We start from the raw sequence: 25,837 nt of genomic DNA, 5'->3' as shown, positions 1-25,837 counted from the left end.
ATTCAATCAAAATCGTGATTTCTCTCCATTTCGCTGTAAACTCCGGCTATTTTCTGTGCTGTTCTCTGAAGATCTTCAAAAGATACTTCCAGTCTCCCCCATTTGAAAGGTTTATCACACCATCTCGGTATAACATGCACATGAAAGTGCATGACCCTTTGATTTGCACACGATCCATTGTTCTGGCCTATATTGATGCCATCAGCTCCCATAGCTTTCATTACAGCTTTGGCAACCCTCTTGGCCATCAATTGAACTTCAATATAGTATCTCTGATCTATGTCGAAGATGTTCTCAAAATGTTCTTTCGGAATTACAAGGATGTGCCCTGGTTCAACAGGGGCATTGTCCATGAATGATATCACCATATCATTTTCGGCCACTATGGCTGCATTTCTCTTTATGATAATCTCCTTACAAAAAACACATGAATCGTCCAATACCATTTCGAAACACCCATGTTTATTCTGCTGCTCTGGCTCAAGGAATATTATCGATGCGACCCGTATATTTCAATATTCCTTACATATCCAGATCCTATGACTTATGCACGCCTTCCTACGTCAATCAATTCAAAGTTAATATATTTGCCATTCCATCGTTTCTTAAGTATTCCTTTTGATTTCGATTATGCAAATTAAAATCTACGATGAGTATTATCTCAGATATTTCTTTTATAATGTAAGATATCTCATAATATCGTTCTTCCTTTAAGAATTCCCATTAAGTTAAAATAGAATAATCAACTATGATCATTATGTACGGCGTAAATGGAAAGGTTCTTTGGGCTGATCTCACAAATGAGAAGATGTGGGTTGAAGAGATCCCAGAACAAATATACAAGAAATATCTTGCGGGGGTTGGTCTTGGCTCCTATATACTCAATCGTGAAATAAAGAATAACATCGATGCGCTTGGCCCTGATAATATACTGGGCTTCGTAACTGGAATATTCAACAGCCATAATGCACCTCTCGGTGGAAGGTTGGAAGTGGTGGCCAAATCCCCAATGACCGGTACATGGGGCGATTCAAACTGCGGCGGAAAATTCGCTCCTGAGTTGAAAAATACTGGTTTTGACGCACTCTTTGTTAAGGGTATAGCGAAGCGCCCGGTTTACATAAAGATAGTGGATGATAATTATTCTATAGAAGATGCGAGCACGCTTTGGGGCAAGGATGCATATGAAACTGAAACTGAGTTGAAGAAAATAGAGCCGAAAGGGCAGGCAATGGTTATAGGGGTACCGGGAGAAAAGATGCTCTACGCTGCTGCAATAATGAATGAATACGGAAGAGCTGCCGGCAGATCCGGGCTGGCTGCCGTTATGGGATCCAAGAAACTTAAAGGTGTACTTGTACGCGGGACAAAGAAAATACCGGTATATGATGATAAGATGCTCACCGATACCATAAAGAAAGCTCAGATACAGTTCAGGAATTCAATGAATCTGGTCAATCCTTGGCACATGTTCGGTACAACTCAAATTACGGAATCATCCCATCTAAATGGTGATACCCCTATCAAGAACTGGGCTGGTGTTGGTATAATTGACTTCGGCGAGGAGAACGCTCGCAAGATAAGCGGTGAGGAAATCAGGAAGGATGTCCTCAAATCATACGGCTGTGCGCAGTGCACACTGGCATGTGGAGGACATGTGAAGAGAGAGACAAGATATGGAACAGTTGAAGGACACCGCCTGGAGTATGAAGGTACCGGTGCATTTGGGGGCCTAAACCTGATTGCGGATCTTGACGCTATGTCTATGTCCTTCGAGTTGTGCAACAGATATGGACTCGATATAATAACAACTGGAGCTGTGATAGCCTTTGCCAACGAGCTGTATGAAAGGGGAATTTTAACCGAAAAAGATATAGGATTCAAGATAGGATTCGGAAATCCAGATGCTGAGGTCAAGCTCACCGAGTTGATAGGGAAAGGCGAGGGGATAGGGAGAATACTTGGCATGGGACAGAGATATGCAGCAAAGGTCATAGGAAAGGGTGCTGAAGAATCTGCCATGGAAATAGGCGGGCAGGATCTTCCGATGCATGACCCAAGGCTGATGCCCAGCCTTGGAAATACCTATATCTCGGATGCCACACCTGGAAGACATACCGCTGGTGGTATAGGGTTCAACGAGGGCTTCGAGCTTGTCCTTCCATTCAAGCATAAGGAGAGCGGAACAAAGATCCCGAGATACGAGTATCATGGAAAAGCCCACTGGCAGCTGCTATCTGTGGCAGGACAGGAGATCCTGAATTCCACCGGGATGTGCCTGTTCTCCACCAATATATGGCCAAACAGCTATCCGTATCTTGAACTGATAAAGGCGATAACAGGATGGGATCTTACCGAAGACGATCTTGTGGAGATCGGATGGAGGATACAGATGGCCAGGCACATATTCAATGCTAAGCAGGGGATAAATCAGTATGAGATCAAGCCACCAGGGAGAGTCATGGGTTATCCACCTCTGAAAGCCGGTCCTACCGCTGGGGTATCCGTGGATTATGAGACTTTGAGAAACGAATATCTGTCCGAGATTGGATTGTCAAGAGATGGCAGGCCATCACCGGACGTCCTCAAAAAATTGGATATAGATCCCGAGATCGCTGTCGGTATCTGATTTCAGATGCCGATATAATATTGATTTACCCTAATCTTTCCCTTTAGTCTCATCGAGTTAAGAACAACCGTAGTTGAACTCATTCCCATGGCAAATGCGGCCAGGATCGGAAGGAATGAGTATATCCCCGTTCCAAAGATAGGTACCAGGATGCCAGCAGCTACAGGTATGAGCGCAGAGTTATATGATATGGCCCAGAATATATTCTGTTTGACCTTAGAAATAGTCTTCGATGATATATCGAATATTGCTATTATTGCTCTGAGATCATTTCTGAGAAGAACGAAGTCTCCCTGGCTTCTCGTTATGTCTGATCCGGATCCCATTGCGACCCCGACATCGGCCTGATCGATCGCTATAGCATCATTTATACCATCTCCAACGAACATTACATATTCTCCTGATTCCTGATATCTCCTTATGATCTCAGCCTTATCCTCTGGCCTGAGACCGGAGTGTATTTCATCGGCACCCAATGGATCTAGAACTGAGAGCGAGTTCTTGTTCCTATCACCCGTCAGAACAGATATCCTTATGCCCATTGATCTGAGATGAGATATGGTTTCAACAGCCTCTGGACGCAATTTACTGCCCACACTCAGAATGCCTCTCTCTTCTCCATCAACATAAATCTTAATGTAGCCATCATCTCCTGATCGCACGGAGACATGATGCCCAGAGCAATCACCTTCTATACCGATCCCAGGAATTTCATTTACATTCGCAACATCCATCGATGTTGAGTTACCAGAATAATCTACTATTGCCCTTGCTACCGGATGGTTAGAATGCAATTCCAGTGCCGCCGCCATATGAAGGGCATTCATATCTCCATCGTAACTCAGGACATGCATCTCTGGTTCCGTTAGTGTTCCAGTCTTATCAAAGACTACCCTGTTCACCTTTATTACCCTATCCATTGCCCCCGTATTTTTCACCAGTATTCCAGCCTCGAAGGAACCCTCAGATGCTATCAGAAGTGTTATAGGGCCGGCAAGTCCAATTGCACATGGGCAGGCTATGACTATAACAGAAACAAATGCCAATACCGCTATTTCGATGAAATATGGATCTCCTATGGATCTAAGATAGAAGAACCAGAAGAGAAATGAAAGGCTAGCCGCTGCAAGCACAACTGGAACAAAGTAAGAGGAAAAGATGTCTGCAAGCCTCTGAATCTTTGTTCTTCCTGAGGAAGCCATCTTGATGAAAGAATATATCTTGCCAACAGTTGAATTTGCACCTACATTCTGCACCCTTACCGTAAGAATTCCGTTGAGATTTTTCGTACCTGCTGAGACGAAGTCACCCTCCCTTTTTGCCAGCGGCAATGCTTCACCGGTTATCATCGATTCGTCCACATCAGATGATCCACGATCTACCGTACCATCCACCGGTATTATTTCTCCAGCCCTGACCTCTATCAGATCTCCAGGATGAACATCTGAAGCAGGTTTGTCCTTCACACCCTCGCTGTAGACCACATGAATGGTGTCCGGAATCAGATCTATAAGCTTGTTTCCAGCCTCACTTGCCTTTGCCTTTGTAACATTTTCAATATAGGATCCTGTTAATATCAGGGATACTATGAAATCCGATGAATCGTAATATACCATGGAATGCGGTATGACATGCGGGAAGAACGTTATGAATAGAGAGAATGCGAACGCAGTGATAACGCCGAGAGACACCAGAAGATCCATGTTCCCGCTTTTTGTCTTTATGGCGCCCCATGCTCCCTGATAGAACTGCGTACCTGAATAGAAAATTACCGGAATAGAAAGCAGAAGGAGAATGAAATCGCGGTATTTTATACCGCTGAGATATGTTAGAACCATCACGGTCACAGAAAATACCCATGCAACCCATAATTTTTTGGCGAGATCCTTCCCTTGTTTCTCTGGCTCCAGGAATTTGTCCATGCATGTCTTCGAACAGAAATAATATCTCGTTCCATCCCTATCAACATAGAGATCCGATGTCTCTGGAACATACATACCGCATATAGGATCGGTAGCCATTTTTAAGCATTGCCCGCCATAAGTTAAGGCTATTCTGTGCATTTTGCAAAGGATACGTTTAAACAGGAATCAAAGATACTTGATTATGATAGATCCAGTGTGTGGAATGAAGGTTGATAAAAACGCAAAATATAGATCAAGCTACAATGGAAAAGAATACTACTTCTGCAGTGAACATTGCAAGATTGAATTCGATAAGAATCCTATAAAATATACAAGATAAAAAAGTTTATTAAGATAAAAGAATTATAAATTTATGGCAAAATATGTTTTTAAATGTGCCGACATAGGTATGAACTGTGGCTTTGAAGCCTCTGCAAAGAGTATAGATGAACTGATGCCAAAGATCGTTGAACACGCAAAGACAGCCCATAATATAACGGAGATAAATGAGGATCTGAAGAACAAGGTCACAGCCGCAATAAAGAAAAAGATGTTCTGAATAGTAAATTAAATAAAACGATAGATCTTCGTTTCATCCATATTTTTGATCTAATTTGCATAGTTAGTTTCATAGATTATTATGATTGTATCTAAAAAAATATCCGATCTTTTCAACAGCTTTATGCGCCAGGATGATATATTGGTCATGCATTCTATTATTTGTTCTGATCCTGGTCTATAAAGAATTTCAGCTCTTTAAGAGATCTCTCTCTTATGGCCCTTGGTAGAGGATATTCGAAAAGCCTCTTTCCATGAGAAAGATATTTTACCATCAGATTTCGCATCATGCCACCACACGGACAGGCCTTTTCCTGAACATCCGCGGGTACCACTTCTACTCTGTTACATTTCTCGCATCTGAGCACGTTCTTCTTGCCCGACATTTTACCTCTCTTGGTCTCCGGCTTTCCATTAACCTCAACTATATCCATAGCAAAGTCAAAAGGCTTGGCAGATGATATTGAGGTTCCTACACCGAAGGCCTCAGCTCCTGCATCCCTCAGCCGCCTGACAGTATTCTCGTCAAGCCCACCCGATACCATTATCTTGATGTCCTTTCTGCCTCTGAGGGCTAGTTCCCATCTCACTTCTCTTATCAGTGCCTCGAAATTACCCCGCCTGGATGATGGAGTATCCAGCCTAATATAATCAACCTTATCGAAGAGCTCAGCAACTTTTATGGCAGCAAACTTCTCATCCATGTATGTATCTATGAGAAGAACTGATTTCTGCCCACTCTTCGTATTTTCCAAAGTCAGTTTCCAGGCGTCCTCATCGCCTATCATTATGGACAGGGCATGCGGCATAGTTCCGACCGGATCCTCACCTATGATCCTGGCACCAAGCACACCAGAAACCCCGTCTGCACCACCGATATAAGCTGATCTATCTATCATGGGTGAGATGGCCGGATGCATCCTGCGTATACCGAACGAAAAGAATGGAAGATCCCCGGCAGCCATTCTGACCTTTGAGGCTTTTGTTGAAATACCGGAGGCCTGGCATATAAAGCCCAGTATCGCAGTTTCATACATTCCGAAATCACAGTATTTTCCCTCTATTCTTATGAAGGGCACAGGCATTCCATTGACATCCCTTGGATATATTATGGTGCCCTCTGGTATTGCATAAAGATCCACATCTATATTCTCGAGAAGCTTGATCACCTCATCCAGGCCCGTGAAATTGATCCATGTATCCAATGGCCCTGATATTGTGGCCTCCATAGATACTTCAAGATCCTTGCATCTATTTCCCAGTGCCTTTATTGTCCTTTCAAAATAAACGTCAGAGGCCAGACCCTTCTTTATCTCCTCATCGCTGGCAATGTTGAATGTATTCATCTTACCATCCCGTCATCTGAATATACCGAATGTATATATAAATGGAGACTCGAACTTTTCTAATTCAACTGGCCTAAACGTAGTATCGAAGTGAGCTACTCCTAAGCTAAAGCATCGGATCTTCCTTTCATCGCTAAAGCTGTTGAGATTTACAGCTTCCCCCCAAACCCCACCTTCTCTTTTAAAACTCATGAATATCCTGAGCTTCCATCGTCACCACCATATGGTATTATCTCCTCTGTCCTCTATGTGTATTCCATTTCTGAGCAGGATTTCCCGTATCTGATCTGCCTCGCTGAACTTCCTTTCCTTCCTCAATCTGTTTCGCATATTGAGCAGATCTTCGACGATTCCTGAAAGATTATTGTTCTCAGAGAACAGTATTCCAGCGAAGACGTCAACCCATCTGAATATCTTCGCAGCCTCATCCGCACTTTTTCTTGATATGTCCTCCAGATCTCTGTTTATCTCACCGGCAAACTCAAGGAGATCCCTAAACACCGATCGGAAGTCAAAGTCATTTGACGCTTCTTCTTCCATCTTGGCTATGATTGATCCAGCATCCAGTTCGATGTCTTTATTCCCAGATGCGTTCATTAGTTTTCTGTAGGTAGAATTGATATATTCCACCTGCTTTTTTGATTCTTCCAGAAGATTCTTTGAAAAGTCCAGCTGGGTCCTGTAGTTTGCGTTCAGCAACGCATAGCGAAGATCTTCTGGTCGATATTCCTTCAGAACCTCCCTTATGGTTACGAAGTTCTTCAAGGATTTTGACATTTTTTCGTTATTGACGTTGATCATGCCTGTGTGGATCCAGTAATGCGAAAGATATTTCCTACCGCTTATCGATCTCATCTGTGCTATCTCTGCCTCGTGATGCGGGAATATAAGATCGGATCCTCCACCATGTATATCATATTCGGGCCCGAAATAGGTCTCTGTTATAGCCGTGTCCTCTATGTGCCATCCAGGCCTCCCCGGCCCCCAAGGCGATTCCCAGTAGGGCTCCCCAGGCTTTCTCTTCTTCCAGAGTACAAAATCCTCTGGATTTCTCTTGTTTTCGTTCACTGCCACCCTATATCCATGTATTATCTGATCCAGGCTCTGGTTCGAGAGTTGACCATAATCTGAAAATTTTCTTACCTCGAAATAGACGCCATCGGTTGTCTCATAGGCATAGCCCTTTTCAATGAGCCTCTGGATCTGAGATATGATCTCAGGGATATATAATGTTGATTTGGCGAAATAGTTTATTGAATTCACCTTAAGCACAGCCATATCCTCCAGGAATTCTCTGAAATAGATCTCAGCAACTTCGCTGGGATCTATGTTCATTTCTCTGGCTTTATTTATTATTTTATCATCTATATCTGTTATATTCTGAAGATAAAATACGGAATAACCTTTAGATCTGAGAAATTTGACAACTGCATCAAAAAATATGTAGGTTCTTGCATGTCCTATATGAAAATGATCCTGGACGGTTGGACCGCAAACGAATATGTTTACACGTCCTTTGTTCATCTCCCTGAATTCTTCAATCCCTCGTGTCAGTGTATTGTAGAAACGCATATGCAATCATTCCATAATCAATCTATAAGATATATAGACATTGATCCATGTTCCACTAGCCTTATAATGAAACGAGCAAGAAAGCTTCACCTTTAGGGATAAGCGGGTATCAGTTGATACGGCCTTCAATATTCTCTGACCGGACAAGATGAAACGGAGAACTCTGATCCCGCATTCACGGTCTGCTGCAGATAGCTTTTATACTTCCAGTCGTATACATGATATATGTTGTTTTCTGTAGTTGCGGACGCCTTTGAAAAGATGGAAAGCACAACCAAAAGGCTGGAACTTACTGATCTTCTTGTTAATCTTTTGAAAACCGCTGATGATGATCTGCCTCTCCTGGTTTATCTTGTCCAGGGAAAACTTGGCCCCGATTATCTTGGTCTTGAAACACAGATGTCTGACAAACTAATATTAAAAGCGCTTTCAACCGCCTCAAATATATCGGAGGAAGAAATAGAAAAAGAATATACAAAACTTGGAGACATAGGATCTCTAGCACGCGAAGTGGCCGAAAAGAGAAGCATGAGCACATTGATGAAAGTTGAACTAACCGTAAAATACATACATGATTCTCTTATGAAGATGGCCAGATCATCTGGATCTGGAAGCACAAAGGCAAGGATCGATGCGTACATGGATCTATTCCTCAACAGCACCCCCAAGGAGATAATGTACATAACAAGAATCATAACTGGCAAACTGCGTGTTGGAATATCCGATGCCACAATACTTGACGCAATAATAAAAGCATTCTCAGATGGAAAATATGCCGAGGATATAGAGAATGCCTATAATTTCCATCCTGATCTCGGTTATATAGCATCTGAGCTGAGGAAGGGCAACAGCCAGAATATAATTGAAATGGGGCCTACTCCCATGATACCCTTCAAGGTCATGCTTGCAGAACGCCTGAGATCCGTGGAAGAGATCCTTGAGAAGATGGGTGGAAGATGCGCATTCGAATACAAATATGATGGGATGCGCACGCAGACGCATATTGAGAAGAACAATGTTCGATTATTCTCAAGGGGAAACGAGGAAACAACGAATCAGTTTCCGGATATAAGGAAAGCGGCATTGGAAACTTTCAAGGTTGATTCGGCCATACTGGATGGAGAAGCTGTACCATATGATCCAGATACCGGCGAACTCTATCCATTTCAAGTCATATCTCACAGGAGAGGAAGAAAACATGACGTAGATAAGGTGTCATCTGAGATACCGATAACAGTATTCCTCTTCGACATTGTTTATCTCAATGGTAAGGATCTTTCCAAGACACCTTACTCGGAGAGAAGGAGCGTACTGGAATCACTCTTCAAGGAAAACGACCATTTCAGACTTGCAAAGAGAATAGAATCCGGAGATCAGGCAGAAGTGCATCGATTCTTCAACCAGGCGATAGAGGATGGCTGTGAGGGGCTAGTTGCGAAGAGCCTCTCTCAGGATTCTGTCTATAAAGCTGGCGCAAGGGGTTGGTTATGGATAAAATTGAAGAGAGACTATCAAGCACAGCTCTGGGATACCTTAGATCTCACCGTAGTGGGTGCATTCTACGGACATGGTAGAAGAAAAGGAACCTATGGAGCACTGCTCCTGGCTACATACAATGATAAAAATGATACCTTTGAAACGGTGTGCAAACTTGGATCTGGGTTTTCTGACGATGTTCTGTTTTCTCTGCCTAAGAAATTTGAAAAATATGTATCAAAGGAAAAACCAGCCAGGGTGGTCAGCAATCTTGAACCAGATGTATGGTTCTATCCGGAAGTTGTGATGGAGGTCATTGGAGCTGAAATAACAGTGAGCCCAGTGCATACATGTGCCTATGGAGAAATAGAAAAAGATTCCGGGTTATCTGTAAGATTCCCGAGATTCACTGGGAAATGGCGTGAGGATAAAAAACCTGAAGATTCAACAACATCAAGGGAGATCCTTGAGATGTATAAAGAACAAAAAAAGACTTTGACGGAAGAGAAGAGTTAAAAATTACTCTTCTTCTTCGTCTCTGTTCGATCTTCCACCGTATCCGCCGCGTCTGAAGTTATCTCTGCGTGGACCGGATCGATGGAAATTCTCATATTCCTTTTCGCTTGCGTCGAAATCCTCGTTAACATCTGCTACTTCTTCATCAGAAACACTCAATGAACCGTATTTGCCAACGTTAAGCCTTATATGACCCCTGACAAGTGAAACGTATCCGTTCCCTATTGCAAGAGTCTCACCGGTCTTAGCCTGGCTAGCCTGATCGCCCCATAGGGACAGTATAACCTTTCCCGTGTCGTCTCCGATGGTTACTTCTGTCACAGATCTCTGGTCTCCAAACTTCGTTTGTATTGTTTTTGGTTCTCCAACAGACAAAACTTTTCCAACAACATTCACTCTCCTTGAGGAGGGTGTTAGATCCTTTATTTTCGTTATATCTTCCATACTACTTACTATCCTGTCTCTAGAACGTCTCTAGAAAGACCAACCACACATTTCAATTGCGTATTTAACTCTTTACATCTGCACTGTCTTTTCATACTGACGTTCATATTCCGAGGGCAGCTCTTCTACAGTTTTCACCGGAACATTTTTCCTCACGAAATTCCAGAGGTATATGTCTATATCAACCCCCATTCCTGTCAGATATTCACTCATTCGCTTCTCAAGATCGCAACCTTTTGCATCAAAATCGGTCAGCAGTATGATGCGCCTGTATCTTTCGGCAATACGGTCAGAAAATTCAACAAGAGACATTCCTCTATTCAATATCAGTATTTCTCCTAGGAACTTCATCTTCCTCAGTGATTTCAGATCGTTTCGCCCTTCAACTATTATTGGTACACTCATATTTCTGGATCGGTACTTCTCAATAATCTCCAAAAATCTGTTTCTGGAGGACGTGATTGCCCATCTCCGCTTGCTATTTAAAGATTGTGTCCATTGCTAATCATTAACATTTATATATGAATATTCGTTATATTCAGTAAGGTGAGTATGCAGGATATGAATATATGTATTTTTGAGCTGTCCGAGGCTTGGAATGGGGTGTGCGAGGGTCATACCGACGATCCGGTTTAGGGGGTGTTGTGAACGTCCATAGACAGGTATGATTATTACCTGAAGCTGATTCTTAACAGCCCCATAAATGAATACATATACATAATGGACGAATACCAGAATGACCGGGATATCAGCGATTCAGAGGCTGAATCTCTAGACAGGATCGTCATAAAGTATATGGGATCATACAGAAAAACGGATCTCAAAATAATCAACGTTGAGACTGGGATGGAAGAAACAGCACCGCTAACTATGATCGACGACTTTGGAGGAAACGCAATATATGGTGGAGAAATCTCCATGTTCGGACTTCTGTGGAAAGTATATTCACCGCCACAGTATTACGAGAGGCCCATAGTAAATAAGTGGTACTATAACGAAAAGGTTGCATCGATATTGAATGAGACACTACGTGAAGCCGTTCCTGGAAAGATAAAGAATTATTTCGATATCCCACCCTGGGTCTTCGCTATAAAATATCAGAACGTTTCAAGATACGTTCCGATCTACGATATAATAAACGATGCGATAAATCATGGGGTGATCCCTGGATGGTATTACCTATCAAAGGCCGGATTGAATCAGGAATTCATTGAAGCTGTAAGAAACAGAACATTTCAGCTATGATACTGACAACTAATATCTATCAGTGAAAATATCTGCATTTGAATACATATTTTAGTATTTAATTTCAATACCCTATGAATCATATTAGCTGGATGTATAAGATATTTGATATCTGATTATCAATAAATATCAATTAATATGTTTGATTTAAATATTAAAAACAAAAACATTTTTCTTTACGCTGCGATTATCATTTATGGATCTAAAAAGCTTGTTCTATCCAGAATCAGTTGCGGTCATAGGAGCTTCAGCTGATACAACGAAGATTGGTTATCAGATTGTTCGCAACCTCAAGGAGGGCGGCTATCGCGGTAAGGTATATCCAGTCAATCGAAAAGGCGGAAACATACTGGGTTATACGGTCTACCCATCTATAGGGGACGTCCCTGACAAGGTTGATCTGGCCATAATATCGGTACCAGCTGAGCATACGCCTGAGGCTGCTGAAGAATGCGGAAAAAAAGGAGTGTTCGGTATAATAGTTGTGGCTTCCGGTTTTTCAGAAGTAGGAAGAAAGGATCTAGAAGATCAACTGGTTTCAGTCTGCAGGAAGTACAACATGCGTCTGCTTGGGCCTAATGTGGTTGGCCTTATGAACAATGTTGTGAAACTTAATGCATCTTTCGCACCCTATCTTCCTTATCCAGGCACAATAGGAATGGTATCACAGAGCGGAGCACTGATAGTGGGTCTCGACGCTATGACCTGGAGCAATAAGACTGGAACAAGCTTCCTGATAAGTATCGGTAATATGGCAGATCTTGATTTTTCGGATCTCGTATCTTTTCTAGCTGACGATGAAAATGTATCCTGCATATCATTATACACTGAAGGCCTGAAAGAAGGAAGAAAATTCATAGACACAGCAAGGGCCATCAAGAAGCCAATTGTAATGCTGAAATCTGGAATCTCCAAGCATGGATCTGTCGCGGCAGCATCACACACAGGATCTCTTGCAGGGTCCCACCGTGTGTATGATGGGGCGCTCAAACAAGCAGGTGTTGTACGCGCCAATTCCATAGAGGAGCTCTTCGATCTATCTCTGACGCTATCGCTGCAGCCACCGATGGCCGGGGATAATCTAATGGTTGTTACGAATGGCGGTGGAATTGGTGTGCTGGCCACTGATCAGGCTGAGTTATCAGGTATACCCCTGCAGACACCTCCTGACGATCTACAGGCAAAAATCAGGCAGGTCATACCTTCATTCGGCAGCACAAAGAACCCGATAGATATGAGTGCAATGGCCACTCCAGAGATTTATGCAGATACTCTGAAAACCGTGATGGAAGATGAAAGAGTCGATGGTCTGGTTGTACTCTACTGCGAGGTCGCGAATCTGGATCCATCTGATGCAGCGAAGGGAATTATAAATGGTATACTTTCATCAAAGAGAAAGATCCCAGTGGTTGCTGGCTTTGTCGGTGGCGATCACTCCAAGAATGCAGCTCTGTATCTTATCAAAAATGGAATTCCTACGTTCGATTCACCAGACAAGGCAGTGAAGGCAATGGCCGCCCTGCGCAACCATAAGAGAATGAACGATCTTATTTGCCTTGGACCGGCAAGACCTGTGGATCTCAAGCGCGATGGCGTTGGTGAAAAACTCAAGAAATATGCAACAGCTGGCATAAAGAGTCTGAATGAATTGGAGTCCAAGGAGATCTTTGCTTCCTATGGAATAAAGGTAAACAGGACGGAACTTGCGAAAAGTAAGGATGAATTGAAGAACATAATCAAGGATTTCAAATATCCAGTGGTCTTGAAAATACAGAGCCCGGACATAGTGCATAAGACGGATGTTGGAGGAGTCATTGTCAATGTGAAATCTGAAGATGAGGCCTTAAAGGCTTTTGATACCATAATTTCAAATGTCAAAAAGAACGCACCACAGGCAAAGATAGATGGCGTAGTTGTCGAGGAAATGCTCAAAGGTGACCTAGAGACCATTATCGGCACAGTAAATGATCCAACGTTCGGGCCTACAGTAATGTTTGGGCTTGGCGGAACAGCAGTCGAGGTACTGGAAGATGTCTCGTTCAGAGTTGCGCCTGTTTGCTCTAAAGAAGCATACGATATGATACACGACACAGTAGCCGGTAAGATGATGCAGAGATTCAGAGGCAGAGGCCCGCTGGATATAGATGCGGTTGTGGATCAGATTGTAAGATTCTCATGGCTGGCATACGATCATCCAGAGATCGAAGGTATCGATGCAAACCCAATGATCGTGAATGAGCATGGAGCAACGGTGGTTGACGCAAGAATAATGCTTTCAACCACTCATCATTGAAAATACATAATTTATGAGTCAAATAAAGAAAACTACAAAATTATTCATCCTTTATATTATGTTTCAGTTCCCCTATCCCACTCACCTCAATCGAAACTGTATCTCCATCTGCAAGATAACGTCCAGCCGTAAAGGCAGCCACCCCTGAGGGTGTTCCGGTGGTTATTAGGTCCCCAGGATCAAGCGTTATAGTCTGTGAAAGTGTGGATATGAGCTGGGCAATGCTGAAGATCATATCATCTGTTGTCCCGGACTGACGGAGTTCGCCATTGATTCTTGTTTCTATCTTTAAAGGGAATTTTATCTCGTCCTTAGTCACTATGTAAGGCCCAACGGGTAGTGCCTCATCAAATGCCTTGCCCTGTACCCAATTGTATCCATATGGATGCATCTCAGGAAACTGGTAATCCCTAGCACTTACGTCGTCTACTATCGTAAAGCCGAACACATAATCTTCGGCCTGTTCCACTGGTATTCGCTTTCCCCTTTTTCCTATTACAATCCCGATCTCGCCCTCATAATCCAGCTTTTCTATCTCCTTTGGCTTATGAACCGTTCCGCCATGGGCAACAAGTGCGTTCGAGAATTTCGTAAAGAAGTAAGGTTTAGGTGGAAATCTGGTTTCCGATTCCTCTGAATGAGATCTGAAATTGACGGCTGGGAGAAATATCTTGGAAGGTTTGACAGCAGGAAGATACTGAAATTTCCCATCGTATTGAGTGGAAGAAAAGATATCACCATATTGCTTTATGAATTTGTTTATGTCATCTATTCCCTCCAGCAGCCTTACACTTTGACCATCTGATAGAAATAATCTCTCTTCACCATCCACCATGCATCTACCGATCTTCATGTATCCATATTATAAGTTAAGATAATTCATTATCGATCTTCGGCATGGAAAAATAATAGTAGAATAGTAGAATGGGAGGTCAATGGCTTCCAATATCAGGATCATCTTTTATGGGACAGGTGGTAGCTGGCCCACACCCATACGAGCAATGCCGGCTGTAGGTATAAAGATAGATGATGTTCTCAATCTTTTTGATTGCGGGGAAGGGACTCAGAAGCAGATAATGAAAAGTTCAACTTCTTTTATGGAGATAGACAATATATTTATAACGCACTTTCACGGTGATCATTTCCTTGGATTGCTTGGTATGGTTCAGAGCATGTCGTTCAATAACAGATCAAAACAGCTGAACATATTCGGCCCAAAGGGTGCGATAAATATACTTTCGAATGCTCTCAATGTTGGTTACTATACACTTCATTTCCCATTGAAGATCTATGAACTAGAACCTGATAGAACCTACGACTTCGGTAAATTTTTGATCAAAACGACACTCAACGATCATCCAGTTCCTGCCCTTTCCTACAGCCTAGAAGAAAAGGATCTGATAAAGATAGATCCAGAAAAGGCTAAGCAAAAAAACATACCATCAAAGATCATAGAGAAGATTAGAGAAAATGGGACCTATGTATATAGAGGTATGGAATACAGGATCCAGGACATATCGGCCGGTGTAAGGAGAGGAAGAAAGATAGTCTATACTGGAGATACCAGGCCGATGGATAGGATGGTTGAATTTGCCAAGAACGCGGATGTGCTGATCCACGATACAACAACGGACTCAAGTTTTGAGCCAGCTGTGAACGAATTCGGCCATTCTTCTTCAAGACAGGCTGCCAGAATAGCAAAGAGGGCAGGCGTTGGCAGACTTTATCTATATCATTACAGCCCAAGAATAACCGATACAAAGGTTCTTCTTGAAGACGCGAGAACTGAATTCGAAAATACCTATGAAAGCAAAGATCTCATGGAATTGGAGGTCAAGGTTAGGCATGACGAGTGAGAAAAGATAATTGTTAAATAGCTATGCGGATTTTTTAGCATATCGTTAACAATTCTATGATTATATAACATCATTAAAAATATTTAAATATCTTAGTATGATACTAAACTATGATTATAAACCTATGGAACCCTACATATGAAGGCATCTATGCCGCGATACTTATTTCCTATCTGCTTGGTGTAATCCATGGAATAACGCCTGATGAGCATACATGGCCTATAACTTTTTCATACGCTGTGGGCAGCTATTCCACAAAGGGAGGAGCAAAGGCTGGTCTTCTATTCTCATCTGGCTTCACAGTGGAGAGAGCAATAATGTCGGAGATAGCAGCGCTCGCTCTGGCAAGCTTTATGCTCTATCCCTACTTTAATAGCTTAGTATATATCATCGTCGGTGCAGTTATGGCTCTGTCTGGTTTCTACATTGCAAATAAACTGAAATATCCACACATACACATATTAGAGGAATGGCTGTACCATGTCTTCGGTATTCATAAGGGCCATGAAGAAAAAGAGAAGATGGAACTTGAGCACATGGAAAACCCCATAATGACGAAGGTCGATGGAGAATATAGACCCGTACCGCTGAGGCTTGCCTTTGTTCATGGGCTGATTGCCGGATTTGGTTTCGGTGCATTTGCCCTGATAATTTACTTTGTCATTGCGCCGAATATGCCCATATACCTTGGTTTTGTACCTGGTCTCATGTTCGGCCTTGGAACAATGACCATGCAAGTTCTGGCAGGAACTGCATTTGGTCTTTGGCTAACCAAAAAGAAAAATCTTACGGTGAGGGGTATAGCTTTTGTTGCTAGGGGAATAAGCCACTTTGTCCTTTCATATGGCGGGATAGCGTTTGTTGTAGCTGGCATCATTACTCTTATATTTCCGGCACTGTGGAATTATCAGATAATAACCGGCGTGAAGATACATAATCTGGATGCCATAGGCCTGCCATTCTTCCTTGTTGTTATATCCGTAGTGGTTTTCGGATATCTTGGATATAAAATAAACCTCAGAAAGGCCATTCAGCTAGATTACGTCACTAAAAACGATCGCAGTAGAGAGGCCATAGAAAATCGATATATCTGAAATTCAACAATATTTAACTACTTTTCAGTAATGTCTACGTATGTATAAGGGTATCATAACGCCCATGATCACGCCTATGAACGTGAAGGGCGAAATAGATTACAGCGCTACGCAGGTATTAATTGAGAAACTTGATAAATACGGTGTTGATGGCCTTTTTCCAATGGGATCAACTGGTCTCTTCCCGATGTTCAGCACGGAGGAGAGAAAGAAATTCTTGAGCTTTGTCAGCGAACACTCAGGAAAGATGCAAGTGTATGCAGGCGTAGGATCTTCATCAACCCAGGAATCGATAGAACTCTCAAAATATACTGAAGATATCGGAATAAAGACAAGAGTGTTGATGCCCACATATTATATAAAGCCTGATGAAAACTGGATCTATAAGCATTTTTCAGCCGTCATATCTGCTGCATCCAATGATCTCTTCATCTACAATATCCCACAGCTGGCAGGTTCATGGATCAGTGAGGATCTGATAGAAAAACTCGCTAGAGAATTTTCAAACGTAAAGGGAATTAAGGACAGCTCAGGTGATATGAGATTCTTTTCCAGAATAATGAAACATAAAGGATCCAACTTTGACATCTTCCAGGGCCAGGATGATCTGCTATTTCTTTCCCTTTCCATCGGAGCAAGTGGCGGAGTTTGCGGCCTTTCCAACATATCCCCATACATAACGGATCTCTATCATGAATTTTCATCAGGTAACCTCGATAAAGCAAGGGATATACAGATGAATAGTATAAATTCCTTGATGTACGCGGTCAATAGTGCTACGTTCCCGTCAGGCTACTACTACGCATTTTACAAGATGAACAACATAAAGGGTGGTTACAGAGCCCCAATGATAGAGCCCAGCTCAGACCAAAAAAGGATCATCGATCTGGAGATCTCAAAGATCGCCTGAATCCTCGATTCGATTTTTTTAAAAATTATACGCATTTCGTTATCATTGTATATGTCTTATCCGAACAGTGAAAGATTTATATCCCTTCTTAGTTTGTTCCTTCAATGGAATTCCAGAAGTTCAGGACGATGCATTTCCCCAGGGACGTATACATAGGACATGATGTGCTTGATCATATCGTTGACGTCGTGGGGGAAAACAGCCGTAATAAAAAGACGATTATCGTATCAGGAAGTATAACATATGAACTTGCTGGAAAGAAGATCGAAGATCTCCTGTCTCTTGATGGATATGAAGTACGCGTCTTTCTGACAGGCAATGCTAACTATGAGACTTTGGAAAAACTTGAGCAGGATGCTTATGACTTTCAGGCAGGCATTGTGATAGGTGTGGGAGGGGGAGCCAAAATAGACCTGGCTAAGAAACTTGCCTTCGACAGAAAATTACCATTCGTGAGCGTACCTACGGCACCAAGTCATGACGGCATTGCCTCACCCAGGGCATCTCTGAGAAGAAATGGTATATCGTATTCTGAGGAGGGTGCAATGCCCATAGGTGTTATAGCTGATACTGCGATAATGATAAAAGCACCATACAGGTATCTTGCAGCTGGTGCCGCAGATGTAATATCAAATCTCAGCGCCGTTAAAGATTGGAAGCTGGCCCATAGGCTCAAGGGAGAGGAGTTCAGTTCCAGCGCAGCAGCTATGTCGGAATATTCGGCACAGGAAGTTCTTTCTCAAATAGGTGAGATCAAAAGGTATGAAGAATCATCCGTATGGCTTGTCACGAAGAATATACTCGCTTCCGGCACAGCCATGGCCATCGCTGGGAATTCAAGACCTGGAAGTGGAAGTGAACATCTCTTCGCCCATGCGCTGGAGGCTGCAGGTGTCGACAACATGCTGCATGGAGAGATGTGCGCTATGGGCACGGTTGTGTCCTTGTATCTTCATGACGAAAACTGGCAGCAGATAAAGGAAGCTTTCGATACGCTAGGAATATCAATAAGATCCAAGGATTATGGCATTAGCGACGAAATCGTGATAGAAGCCCTCAGAAAGGCTCATTCCATCAGGCCTGAGAGATACACCATACTTGGTGAGAGCGATATGTCCTATGATGCGGCGGTGAAGGCTCTGGAACTTACTGGAATAATCTGAGGTGATTGTTCTGCCAAAGATAAGTCTGATCGGTAGTAGCATAGCAAAGGAAGGCTTGGAGTTTGTTTTTGCCGGTCCACTCACAGCGTGCTCTGACTGTAGGGTGAAGAATGTCTGCTTCAATCTGGAGCAGGGACATCGCTATAAAGTAACAAAAGTCAGGGAGCAGGTAAACCCATGCATCATTTTTAATGGTGATAAAGTCAATACCGTTGAGGTGGAAGAACTCGAAGACTATGTGAACGTGCAGGAAAGTAAACGTATTCAGGAAGGGGCGATAATATCTCTGAAATCGATGAACTGCGACTACATCACATGTCCCAATATAGAAAAGTGCAACCTATATTATTTCAAACCTGACACCAAGGTCATGGTAAAATCTATTGGAAAGGAGATAAGCTGCCCTAAAGGATATAAGATGAAACAGATCTCCATCTCATACAAGTGATTCTGCGACAGATCATGGCATTAGGATAACAATGGAGAATGTTCGGCATTACGTCATATTAAAAATCGCAAAGCTATTATAGGGGTTTTTAATGTAGTTTTTACCAGATTTCTATGAAGTATACCAAATTTGAAAAAGCAAGGATTATAGGAGCAAGAGCTCTTCAAATAGCCATGGGCGCTCCAGTTATCATCGATGTGCCTAAAAATATGATAGATCCTGTTGATATAGCAATGCTGGAGTTCGAGAATAACGTTATACCCATAACAATTAAAAAAGCTTCAAAAATTTTAAATTAAACTTTTGCGTTTTCAACGTCAAACTCGCCGGCATTTTTAAGAACTTCTGGCCTCTTCTTTGAATAATAAAGCGTAACGATAAGACCTCCAACCACGACCCAGAGTATGGTTATAATGAACGAGGCGAAATAGGCGTCATTTACAGGCGTTGGATTCGTTATCCATCTTGTCCATATGTTTGAGACGGTGAAGTAAATGACCACAATACCTATAATTGTCGCAACTGCCGGCGCCAGGGCATGCTTCAAAAATTCGAATCTGTTGATCCTTCTGGTGTAATATGTCAACGATGTATTAGCCATTATATGAACTATGATTATGGATATCCCTGTACCCGCCTCAAGAATGAAGGCTGCAGTCTTAGGGCCAAAATATAGTCCCATAAGCACATCAAGAACAAAGGAGGTTATGCTCCAGACAATTATGGCCATGTAAGGTGAACGGTATTTCGGATGTATCCTAGCTATGACCTTCGGGAATATCACATTGTCTCCCGCTGCGGAGTACCACCACCTGCCCACTGCAGTTGCCTTCGAGACTCCGTTGGTGAGGTAGCTGTTGACCGTGAATATAATCAGCAATATCACACCTATGGGACCAAGATACTTTCCAAATACTATTATCCCTGCATCAGGTGCGCTGGCGAACGATCCTATATTGCTTATACCCCAGCCAACCGTTAGGGCGTAAGTTGCAGGTATTATCGCTATAGCAGTCAGAATCATGGCGTACAGGATCGACCTACCTATGTTTCTTTTGGGATCCTTTATCTCTTCAGAGACGGTTGTAACAATTCCAGTACCCGTGAAATCCAGTATCGAGAACACAGCACCAAACATTATTGCTGAAAAACCTACCCCAAGATTCTTTGGGAGCGTGAACGGCACAATCGAATTATGTGGCCCAACCCTCAGTATGATGATTATTGCGCCTATGACCAGAAACAGAACCTCGGCAAGGCCTGCAACGGCATTGTATCCAAGTGATGGCTTTATGCCGATGTAGGTTACTATAGTTATGTAAGCTGTGAATGCACCGGCGAAGAGTATCCATATGTAGGGTATTGCGGTTATTCTTGGTGATATCAGGAATATGAACGACGAAAGACCCAGTATGCCAAACGCGGCGCCCGTTATATCATAATACATGAAGCTCAGTGCAGTTACTGGCCCTAGTTTGCCGCTCTCGGTAGAACCAGCTGCAAATGCATAGTAGCTTCCTGCATTTGCCTTGTATTTTGAGAATTGATAGGGCGTGACCATGAACACTGCGTATACGAGCCATCCAAAAATCACGGAAAGTATTGTTCTCGATCCAGCTATTGAAAACGTTGCCACAAGCAATATCGCAATATCAGCGGCAGGGGCAACCTGTCCCATCGACTGGAATATTCCCTGCATTATGCCTATTGAGTTCCTCTTCAGTCCACTTCTTCTACGCACCATCTTTAAACCTCTGAAAATACGGAATGGCGAAAGAATTGGGTTTATCGCCAGTCCTCATTTCTATATTGTCCTTATGTTATATAAACATAACTGAAATATTATGAGGAATAGGACTCACAAGGATAGAATTAAAATGAATGACTAATTATTTAATTTTGTCTTTACTGATTCAAGATCAAGCTTCACAAAAGGTATACTGCCTCTGCGCACATCGAACGTGTGCATCTCGTTCAGGCGATTGTACGAGTCGTCTATCCTAAATGGTATTCCAAGCAGATCCCACATCCTCTCAGACGATGCAGGGATGTATGGATACGCCATTGCAGTGAGGATCTCTATTATCTTCAGCGAAAGATATAGATCATGGTTGAGTCTGTTTCTGTCGATCTTAACAGTCTTCCATGGCTCCGATCTATTGAAGAATCCGTTTGCGTAGATCGCCAGATCAAGCCATATGGATAGCCCTTTTTTTATGTGCACGCTGGATAGCTCGTCCAAAAAGGCCTGAAATGAATGAATTGCGTATAAAAACTCCTCGTCTCTGGTAACATCGACAGGTTCAACCTTAAGATCGTATTTATCGATGAATGACACGACACGATACACGAGATTGCCGTACTTGTCTATTAGATCAGAATTCACAGTATTCACGAGTTCTTCGATGGAAAAATCCGAATCACCGGTTTCGGGTAGTATCGAAGCCACATAATACCTGAGATAATCTACCGGAACGGCTTTAAGTAGATCATCGACGCTGTATCCGATTCCCCTGCTCTTAGAGAACTGCTGGCCTTTGAAGGTCAGGTACTCATTGGCCGGTATATCGTATGGGAGGTTGAAGCCTCCGTAACCCATCAGCATAGCCGGCCATATTATCGCATGAAAAGGTATGTTGTCTTTTCCGATGAAATAATAATTGCGCGCTTCCGGATCGAAATAGAATTCCTTCCACAGATCCGGGTTTCCAATTCTCTTTGAATACTCCTTTGCTCCCGTTATGTATCCGATGAGCGCTTCAAACCATACATATATCCTCTTGGTTTCATATCCCTGCAGAGGTATCCTCACACCCCAATCTATGTCTCTAGTTATTGGCCTCCTTTTCAACCCTCCTGATATGAAATTCTGAGTATATGCAACCACATTTGGTTTCCAGAAACTCCTTGTTGAGATCCATTCTTTGAGCCTATCCTCAAGCAGATCCAACCTCAAAAAGAAGTGATCAGTCTCCCTGAATTCGGGTGTCTCGCCACTCAGAATACATTTAGGATCGATGAGATCCTGGGGGTCAAGGGTACGACCACAGTTGTCGCACTGATCGCCCCTTGCCTTTGGATAGTGGCAGTAGGGGCATGTTCCTTCAATATAGCGATCCGGCATAAACCGGCCGATCTTGCGGCAATAGGGAGCGATCATGGTTCCCTTCTCGATATAACCAGCATTCAAAAGCTTCAGGAAAAAATCCTGAGCATTATCAGAGTGCTCCGGCCAGGTGGTCCTCATGAATATATCAAAATTTATGTTGAGATTACGAAACGTCTCCAGATGTTCCTCGTAGTACCTGTCGGCTATCTCCCTTGGGGTTTTTCCCTCCTTTTCAGCCCTGACGGTTATGGGCGTACCATATTCATCGCTGCCAGATACGTAGAGAACCTGATTACCTATCAATCTGTTATATCTTGCGAAAACGTCTGCCCCCAGATAAGCTCCAGCGATATGGCCGATATGGAGCGGGCCATTGGCGTATGGAAGGGCACAGTTAATCAGTACCTTTATATGAACCACCTCACGGTTAATTTATTTCAAATATTATTGGTTTTCTAATTTCTGATAGAGTTTGCTCTGGAAATCAGGCACCTTCATGCTGCGATAATACTCTTTCTATCCTGTTCTTTACGAAATCTCTGCCGAGGTTGTATAGGAAATATCCCAGCCTTGGCCCTCTATCTTTTCCTATAAATATTCTGTAAAACAATGAAAATACTGAATCAGGGCTTTTCTTGTATTTCTGAGCAAGATCGTACACCTTATCATGTATTGAAGCTGACTCCCAAGGCATACCATCGATGTCGTTCACGAAGGACTCCAGCAGCATAGCCTCCTCATCATTTAATTCGACGCGCTGATCAATTGGCAAGATCTTGAATTTGACATTTTCCGGAGCGTATCTATCAAGCCATCTCCTGGCATACTCTATCTCCTTTTTAAAGTCTGCCTCATCAAAATTAGATGTGGAACTCATCTTAACGGCACGCAATAGCTCATCTTCATTTCTGTATATCTGGACAAGAGTCACCAGATGCCTGAAGTCCACCGGATACGGCTTTCTGTCTTTATTAACGAGTGAATATTCCACCATAGCGATCTGGTCCTCATCAAGCGCAGACCTATCTCCAAAGTATTCATCCTGTAGCTTACCAAGTTCATCTGCTAGCGCTAGTATGCCAAGCCCCGGATCAAAGTCTATGTGCCTTCCCGGATTAACGCGTGCAATCATATACCGCAGAAGATCTGGTGGTATTACCTCCATTATTTCCGAAGCCGCTATAGCAAGACCAGTGGAAGAATGCATAGCACCCTTTCCTTTCAGTATTATACGCTCGTATATCAGTGGCAGTGGTGGCGCTATTCCGAATATTTCGGATGCAATTTTTTTTCCTGTATCGTAGGAACCACCAGGTGCACCATGATCTTTCCCAAAAGGTTCGACAGTAACCTTGAGCGCGAACCATTTTGCTGGCCATTCTACTCTCCATGGCATCTTGCCTTCCGCCTTCCTAATGTCAGCAAATCCATGATGACCACATTTGCACACGTATTCAGCATATGGATACTTATATGAAACAACCTGAGTTGTGTTTATTCTACCGCACCTTTCACATAAAGGTTCGTATGGATAGAAATCACCTTCTATCTGCCTTCCTGATACGGTTTCAAGTATCTCTCTTATTTTTTCCCTGTTATGTATCGCAATATCACATGCTCTGGCAAGTGTACCAGTATCATACAGATCGGAGGTCTTTATGACTCTTGCTGGGATGTTCGCCTCCTTCATAACGCGGACGAATGGATCGAGATAATAATCAGAATACTTCCCTGTTCCTTCAGGTGCTGGTATATTCTTCAATGGCTGTCCCACGTACCTCTTATAATCTTCGCTGAGGAAAGGATAGACCTTTCGCAAAGGATCCATATCATCACATAAATATATAAAATCCGCCTCCAATCCTTTCTTGGATATGGCCTTGAATAGTATATCTCCGGTCAGGATTTCTCTCATGTTTCCGATATGTATTGGACCAGAGGGCGATATACCAGTGGAAACACGCTGTGGACCATTCAGATCCTTCACCAAAGCATCTGCCCAAAACAATCTTATCACTGCCACGAGATAGGAGAGGCGTAAATAATACTTTCATTCGTATAAAGAATGAAAAAGTAAATTCAATTCTTATTCGATATATTCCTCACTTTGGAATCCAAAGCTTTCTTCCCAATTTTTCCATAAAAAGGGAATTCGATTTGGTGCTTATGAGCCACCGATGACCTGCGTCCTTATCAGCGATCTGACAGGTACACCATTCAGATCATTCACGCTCATCTTGGAAGCCAACAGCACACAGAGCACTGGCTTTCCCCCCTCTTTGGTGACATCCGTTATGGTCCTCCTCATCGTCTCCCCTGTGCTGGCAACGTCGTCAATAATCACAACTCGCTTGCCCTCTACCGATGCAAAGTTAGAACTGAATACACCTTCCTTTCTCGCAGGATGTGGCCTGTAAACGATCAGCTCCTTATCCATCAGATATGAGACCAATGTAGCGTAAGGTATACCATTTATAGCTATGCCCAGTATTGAATCAACTTCAAATGAGTTTTTATTCATCTCCTCACGAATGATATCACTCATTATCTCTGCTATACTGATGATCCTGGAACCGAATACTCCTACACTTCTCCAACCTATCTTGACATCCTGAACAGCGCCTTCCTTTAGAAATTCCTTACTGAGAAGCCATGTGACCGTATTAACTGAAAGATGAAGTTCAGTTGATATCTCCTTGTCGCTCATACCCTTATTCTTCAATTCAAGAGCTCTCTTATAGAGTTCTTCAATGCTCTTCATATCAATACCCCTTGCCTTTGCAGCATCAGATGGCCTGCTCCCCAACTGAAGCCTGGGAGCTTCCTGATTCAAAGACGCAATGGCCATACCCTTTCTGAGGGTATGTTCATATGCATCTCCACAGGCGTAGATTCGGACCGTGCCAGCCCTATATTATGATATCGCACTGCTTGGCTATCGCAGGCGATACCATGCTCATGCATACAAAATATATCCATAAACTTTCCTGTCATAGTGAGCTACTCCTCAGCTTAAGCTTCGGAGCTTCCTTACAGCGAAGAGACATCTGTAAAGATTGAGAATTAACTTCGTACAACCATGGATACTTCTTCTTAAGTTCGATAAGCATGTTCGCTGTGTCTAAATAGTTTAAAGAAGATTTCTTAGCATCCCTATGCGTTATGTAATATTCATCCCTCTTCGCTAAGAAGTAATTGTATACGAATCTACAGCTGCCAAAGTGCTTCTCCAGTAATACTTTCTGTTTTACATTTGGATACAGCTTCACTTTGG

Annotated in this window: 24 protein-coding genes; 12 read left to right on the top strand and 12 right to left on the bottom strand. The window is 42.8% G+C overall.

Annotated elements, in window-relative coordinates; genetic code table 11:
- Positions 1-2: 2 nt before the first annotated feature.
- A complete protein-coding gene (locus Q0C15_RS02040; protein WP_110642129.1) occupies positions 3-446 on the bottom strand; it encodes an HIT family protein in 444 nt (147 codons plus the stop codon).
- Between the two features lie 311 nt (positions 447-757).
- Between Q0C15_RS02040 and Q0C15_RS02035 the strand changes: the two genes are divergently transcribed.
- The gene (locus Q0C15_RS02035; protein ID WP_297215475.1) at positions 758-2,629 is read left to right on the top strand and encodes an aldehyde ferredoxin oxidoreductase family protein; all 1,872 of its coding nucleotides are present in this window, start codon (positions 758-760) and stop codon (positions 2,627-2,629) included.
- Positions 2,630-2,631: 2 nt separating this feature from the next.
- Here the strand turns inward: Q0C15_RS02035 and Q0C15_RS02030 are convergent, their stop codons facing one another.
- Positions 2,632-4,650, bottom strand: a complete 2,019-nt coding sequence (locus tag Q0C15_RS02030; RefSeq protein ID WP_297215472.1) for a cation-translocating P-type ATPase — start codon at positions 4,648-4,650, stop codon at positions 2,632-2,634.
- Between the two features lie 82 nt (positions 4,651-4,732).
- Between Q0C15_RS02030 and Q0C15_RS02025 the strand changes: the two genes are divergently transcribed.
- Both Q0C15_RS02025 and Q0C15_RS02020 read left to right on the top strand, forming a co-directional pair.
- The gene (locus tag Q0C15_RS02025) at positions 4,733-4,873 is read left to right on the top strand and encodes a YHS domain-containing protein (RefSeq protein ID WP_367181941.1); all 141 of its coding nucleotides are present in this window, start codon (positions 4,733-4,735) and stop codon (positions 4,871-4,873) included.
- Between the two features lie 33 nt (positions 4,874-4,906).
- Entirely contained in the window at positions 4,907-5,092 is a 186-nt protein-coding gene (locus Q0C15_RS02020) for a DUF1059 domain-containing protein (protein ID WP_110642135.1), read from the top strand.
- Between the two features lie 157 nt (positions 5,093-5,249).
- On the opposite strand, the gene Q0C15_RS02015 is transcribed toward Q0C15_RS02020, so the two are convergent.
- Both Q0C15_RS02015 and cysS read right to left on the bottom strand, forming a co-directional pair.
- On the bottom strand, positions 5,250-6,437 hold the full coding sequence (locus Q0C15_RS02015; protein WP_297215464.1) for a nicotinate phosphoribosyltransferase: 1,188 nt from the start codon (positions 6,435-6,437) through the stop codon (positions 5,250-5,252).
- Between the two features lie 213 nt (positions 6,438-6,650).
- Positions 6,651-8,009, bottom strand: a complete 1,359-nt coding sequence (gene cysS, locus Q0C15_RS02010) for a cysteine--tRNA ligase (RefSeq protein ID WP_297215461.1) — start codon at positions 8,007-8,009, stop codon at positions 6,651-6,653.
- Between the two features lie 225 nt (positions 8,010-8,234).
- Here cysS and Q0C15_RS02005 point away from each other — a divergent pair, with 225 nt between their 5' ends.
- A complete protein-coding gene (locus Q0C15_RS02005; RefSeq protein WP_297215458.1) occupies positions 8,235-10,001 on the top strand; it encodes an ATP-dependent DNA ligase in 1,767 nt (588 codons plus the stop codon).
- Positions 10,002-10,004: 3 nt separating this feature from the next.
- On the opposite strand, the gene Q0C15_RS02000 is transcribed toward Q0C15_RS02005, so the two are convergent.
- Positions 10,005-10,445 carry a single-stranded DNA-binding protein gene (locus tag Q0C15_RS02000; RefSeq protein ID WP_297215455.1) on the bottom strand — a complete coding sequence of 147 codons (441 nt, stop codon included), beginning with the start codon at positions 10,443-10,445 and terminating at the stop codon, positions 10,005-10,007.
- A gap of 72 nt (positions 10,446-10,517) precedes the next feature.
- Positions 10,518-10,850 carry a toprim domain-containing protein gene (locus Q0C15_RS01995; RefSeq protein ID WP_297215450.1) on the bottom strand — a complete coding sequence of 111 codons (333 nt, stop codon included), beginning with the start codon at positions 10,848-10,850 and terminating at the stop codon, positions 10,518-10,520.
- Between the two features lie 315 nt (positions 10,851-11,165).
- On the opposite strand from Q0C15_RS01995, the gene Q0C15_RS01990 reads away from it, so the two are divergent.
- Positions 11,166-11,690, top strand: a complete 525-nt coding sequence (locus tag Q0C15_RS01990) for a hypothetical protein (RefSeq protein ID WP_297215447.1) — start codon at positions 11,166-11,168, stop codon at positions 11,688-11,690.
- A 196-nt stretch (positions 11,691-11,886) separates the two neighbouring features.
- Complete coding sequence (gene acs / locus Q0C15_RS01985) at positions 11,887-13,983, top strand: acetate--CoA ligase alpha subunit (RefSeq protein ID WP_297215444.1); 2,097 nt, start codon at positions 11,887-11,889, stop codon at positions 13,981-13,983.
- 40 nt (positions 13,984-14,023) lie between these two features.
- Here acs and Q0C15_RS01980 read toward each other — a convergent pair whose 3' ends face one another.
- The gene (locus tag Q0C15_RS01980) at positions 14,024-14,836 is read right to left on the bottom strand and encodes a fumarylacetoacetate hydrolase family protein (protein ID WP_297215442.1); all 813 of its coding nucleotides are present in this window, start codon (positions 14,834-14,836) and stop codon (positions 14,024-14,026) included.
- A gap of 82 nt (positions 14,837-14,918) precedes the next feature.
- On the opposite strand from Q0C15_RS01980, the gene rnz reads away from it, so the two are divergent.
- The 6 genes from rnz (at position 14,919) to Q0C15_RS01950 (ending at position 19,753) form a co-directional block, all read left to right on the top strand.
- Entirely contained in the window at positions 14,919-15,839 is a 921-nt protein-coding gene (gene rnz, locus Q0C15_RS01975; RefSeq protein ID WP_297215439.1) for a ribonuclease Z, read from the top strand.
- A 110-nt stretch (positions 15,840-15,949) separates the two neighbouring features.
- Positions 15,950-16,933 (top strand): hypothetical protein, encoded by a 984-nt coding sequence (locus Q0C15_RS01970; protein WP_297215436.1) that lies wholly within the window; start codon positions 15,950-15,952, stop codon positions 16,931-16,933.
- Between the two features lie 40 nt (positions 16,934-16,973).
- On the top strand, positions 16,974-17,843 hold the full coding sequence (locus Q0C15_RS01965; RefSeq protein WP_297215434.1) for a dihydrodipicolinate synthase family protein: 870 nt from the start codon (positions 16,974-16,976) through the stop codon (positions 17,841-17,843).
- Between the two features lie 104 nt (positions 17,844-17,947).
- Entirely contained in the window at positions 17,948-19,006 is a 1,059-nt protein-coding gene (locus Q0C15_RS01960; protein ID WP_297215431.1) for an NAD(P)-dependent glycerol-1-phosphate dehydrogenase, read from the top strand.
- Between the two features lies 1 nt (position 19,007).
- Complete coding sequence (locus Q0C15_RS01955; RefSeq protein ID WP_297215428.1) at positions 19,008-19,454, top strand: UPF0179 family protein; 447 nt, start codon at positions 19,008-19,010, stop codon at positions 19,452-19,454.
- A gap of 113 nt (positions 19,455-19,567) precedes the next feature.
- Positions 19,568-19,753, top strand: coding sequence for a DNA-directed RNA polymerase subunit K (locus Q0C15_RS01950; protein ID WP_110642163.1), 186 nt, complete (start codon positions 19,568-19,570; stop codon positions 19,751-19,753).
- Here Q0C15_RS01950 and Q0C15_RS01945 read toward each other — a convergent pair.
- From Q0C15_RS01945 to Q0C15_RS01925, 5 genes are all read right to left on the bottom strand, one after another.
- A complete protein-coding gene (locus Q0C15_RS01945) occupies positions 19,750-21,198 on the bottom strand; it encodes an amino acid permease (protein ID WP_297215424.1) in 1,449 nt (482 codons plus the stop codon). The genes Q0C15_RS01950 and Q0C15_RS01945 overlap by 4 nt on opposite strands.
- A gap of 141 nt (positions 21,199-21,339) precedes the next feature.
- Complete coding sequence (gene metG, locus Q0C15_RS01940; RefSeq protein WP_297215421.1) at positions 21,340-22,983, bottom strand: methionine--tRNA ligase; 1,644 nt, start codon at positions 22,981-22,983, stop codon at positions 21,340-21,342.
- 64 nt (positions 22,984-23,047) lie between these two features.
- Entirely contained in the window at positions 23,048-24,580 is a 1,533-nt protein-coding gene (gene lysS / locus Q0C15_RS01935; protein ID WP_297215418.1) for a lysine--tRNA ligase, read from the bottom strand.
- A 147-nt stretch (positions 24,581-24,727) separates the two neighbouring features.
- Positions 24,728-25,324 (bottom strand): orotate phosphoribosyltransferase-like protein, encoded by a 597-nt coding sequence (locus tag Q0C15_RS01930; RefSeq protein WP_010901571.1) that lies wholly within the window; start codon positions 25,322-25,324, stop codon positions 24,728-24,730.
- A gap of 229 nt (positions 25,325-25,553) precedes the next feature.
- Positions 25,554-25,837, bottom strand: a 284-nt coding sequence (locus tag Q0C15_RS01925; RefSeq protein WP_297215413.1) for a helix-turn-helix domain-containing protein, incomplete at its 5' end; no start/stop codon positions are given.

Source organism: Thermoplasma sp., assembly GCF_023256435.1.
Taxonomy (GTDB): Archaea; Thermoplasmatota; Thermoplasmata; order Thermoplasmatales; family Thermoplasmataceae; genus Thermoplasma.
This window is presented reverse-complemented; position numbering and strand designations above follow the sequence as displayed.

Coding starts and splice junctions, on each gene's coding strand:
- Q0C15_RS02040 (WP_110642129.1), bottom strand. CDS start 446: ATGGTATTGGACGATTCATGTGTTTTTTGTAAGGAGATTATCATAAAG.
- Q0C15_RS02035 (WP_297215475.1), top strand. CDS start 758: ATGTACGGCGTAAATGGAAAGGTTCTTTGGGCTGATCTCACAAATGAG.
- Q0C15_RS02030 (WP_297215472.1), bottom strand. CDS start 4,650: ATGGCTACCGATCCTATATGCGGTATGTATGTTCCAGAGACATCGGAT.
- Q0C15_RS02020 (WP_110642135.1), top strand. CDS start 4,907: ATGGCAAAATATGTTTTTAAATGTGCCGACATAGGTATGAACTGTGGC.
- Q0C15_RS02015 (WP_297215464.1), bottom strand. CDS start 6,437: ATGAATACATTCAACATTGCCAGCGATGAGGAGATAAAGAAGGGTCTG.
- cysS (WP_297215461.1), bottom strand. CDS start 8,009: ATGCGTTTCTACAATACACTGACACGAGGGATTGAAGAATTCAGGGAG.
- Q0C15_RS02005 (WP_297215458.1), top strand. CDS start 8,235: ATGTTGTTTTCTGTAGTTGCGGACGCCTTTGAAAAGATGGAAAGCACA.
- Q0C15_RS02000 (WP_297215455.1), bottom strand. CDS start 10,445: ATGGAAGATATAACGAAAATAAAGGATCTAACACCCTCCTCAAGGAGA.
- Q0C15_RS01995 (WP_297215450.1), bottom strand. CDS start 10,850: ATGAGTGTACCAATAATAGTTGAAGGGCGAAACGATCTGAAATCACTG.
- Q0C15_RS01990 (WP_297215447.1), top strand. CDS start 11,166: ATGGACGAATACCAGAATGACCGGGATATCAGCGATTCAGAGGCTGAA.
- acs (WP_297215444.1), top strand. CDS start 11,887: ATGGATCTAAAAAGCTTGTTCTATCCAGAATCAGTTGCGGTCATAGGA.
- Q0C15_RS01980 (WP_297215442.1), bottom strand. CDS start 14,836: ATGAAGATCGGTAGATGCATGGTGGATGGTGAAGAGAGATTATTTCTA.
- rnz (WP_297215439.1), top strand. CDS start 14,919: ATGGCTTCCAATATCAGGATCATCTTTTATGGGACAGGTGGTAGCTGG.
- Q0C15_RS01970 (WP_297215436.1), top strand. CDS start 15,950: ATGATTATAAACCTATGGAACCCTACATATGAAGGCATCTATGCCGCG.
- Q0C15_RS01965 (WP_297215434.1), top strand. CDS start 16,974: ATGTATAAGGGTATCATAACGCCCATGATCACGCCTATGAACGTGAAG.
- Q0C15_RS01960 (WP_297215431.1), top strand. CDS start 17,948: ATGGAATTCCAGAAGTTCAGGACGATGCATTTCCCCAGGGACGTATAC.
- Q0C15_RS01950 (WP_110642163.1), top strand. CDS start 19,568: ATGAAGTATACCAAATTTGAAAAAGCAAGGATTATAGGAGCAAGAGCT.
- Q0C15_RS01945 (WP_297215424.1), bottom strand. CDS start 21,198: ATGGTGCGTAGAAGAAGTGGACTGAAGAGGAACTCAATAGGCATAATG.
- Q0C15_RS01930 (WP_010901571.1), bottom strand. CDS start 25,324: ATGAAGAGCATTGAAGAACTCTATAAGAGAGCTCTTGAATTGAAGAAT.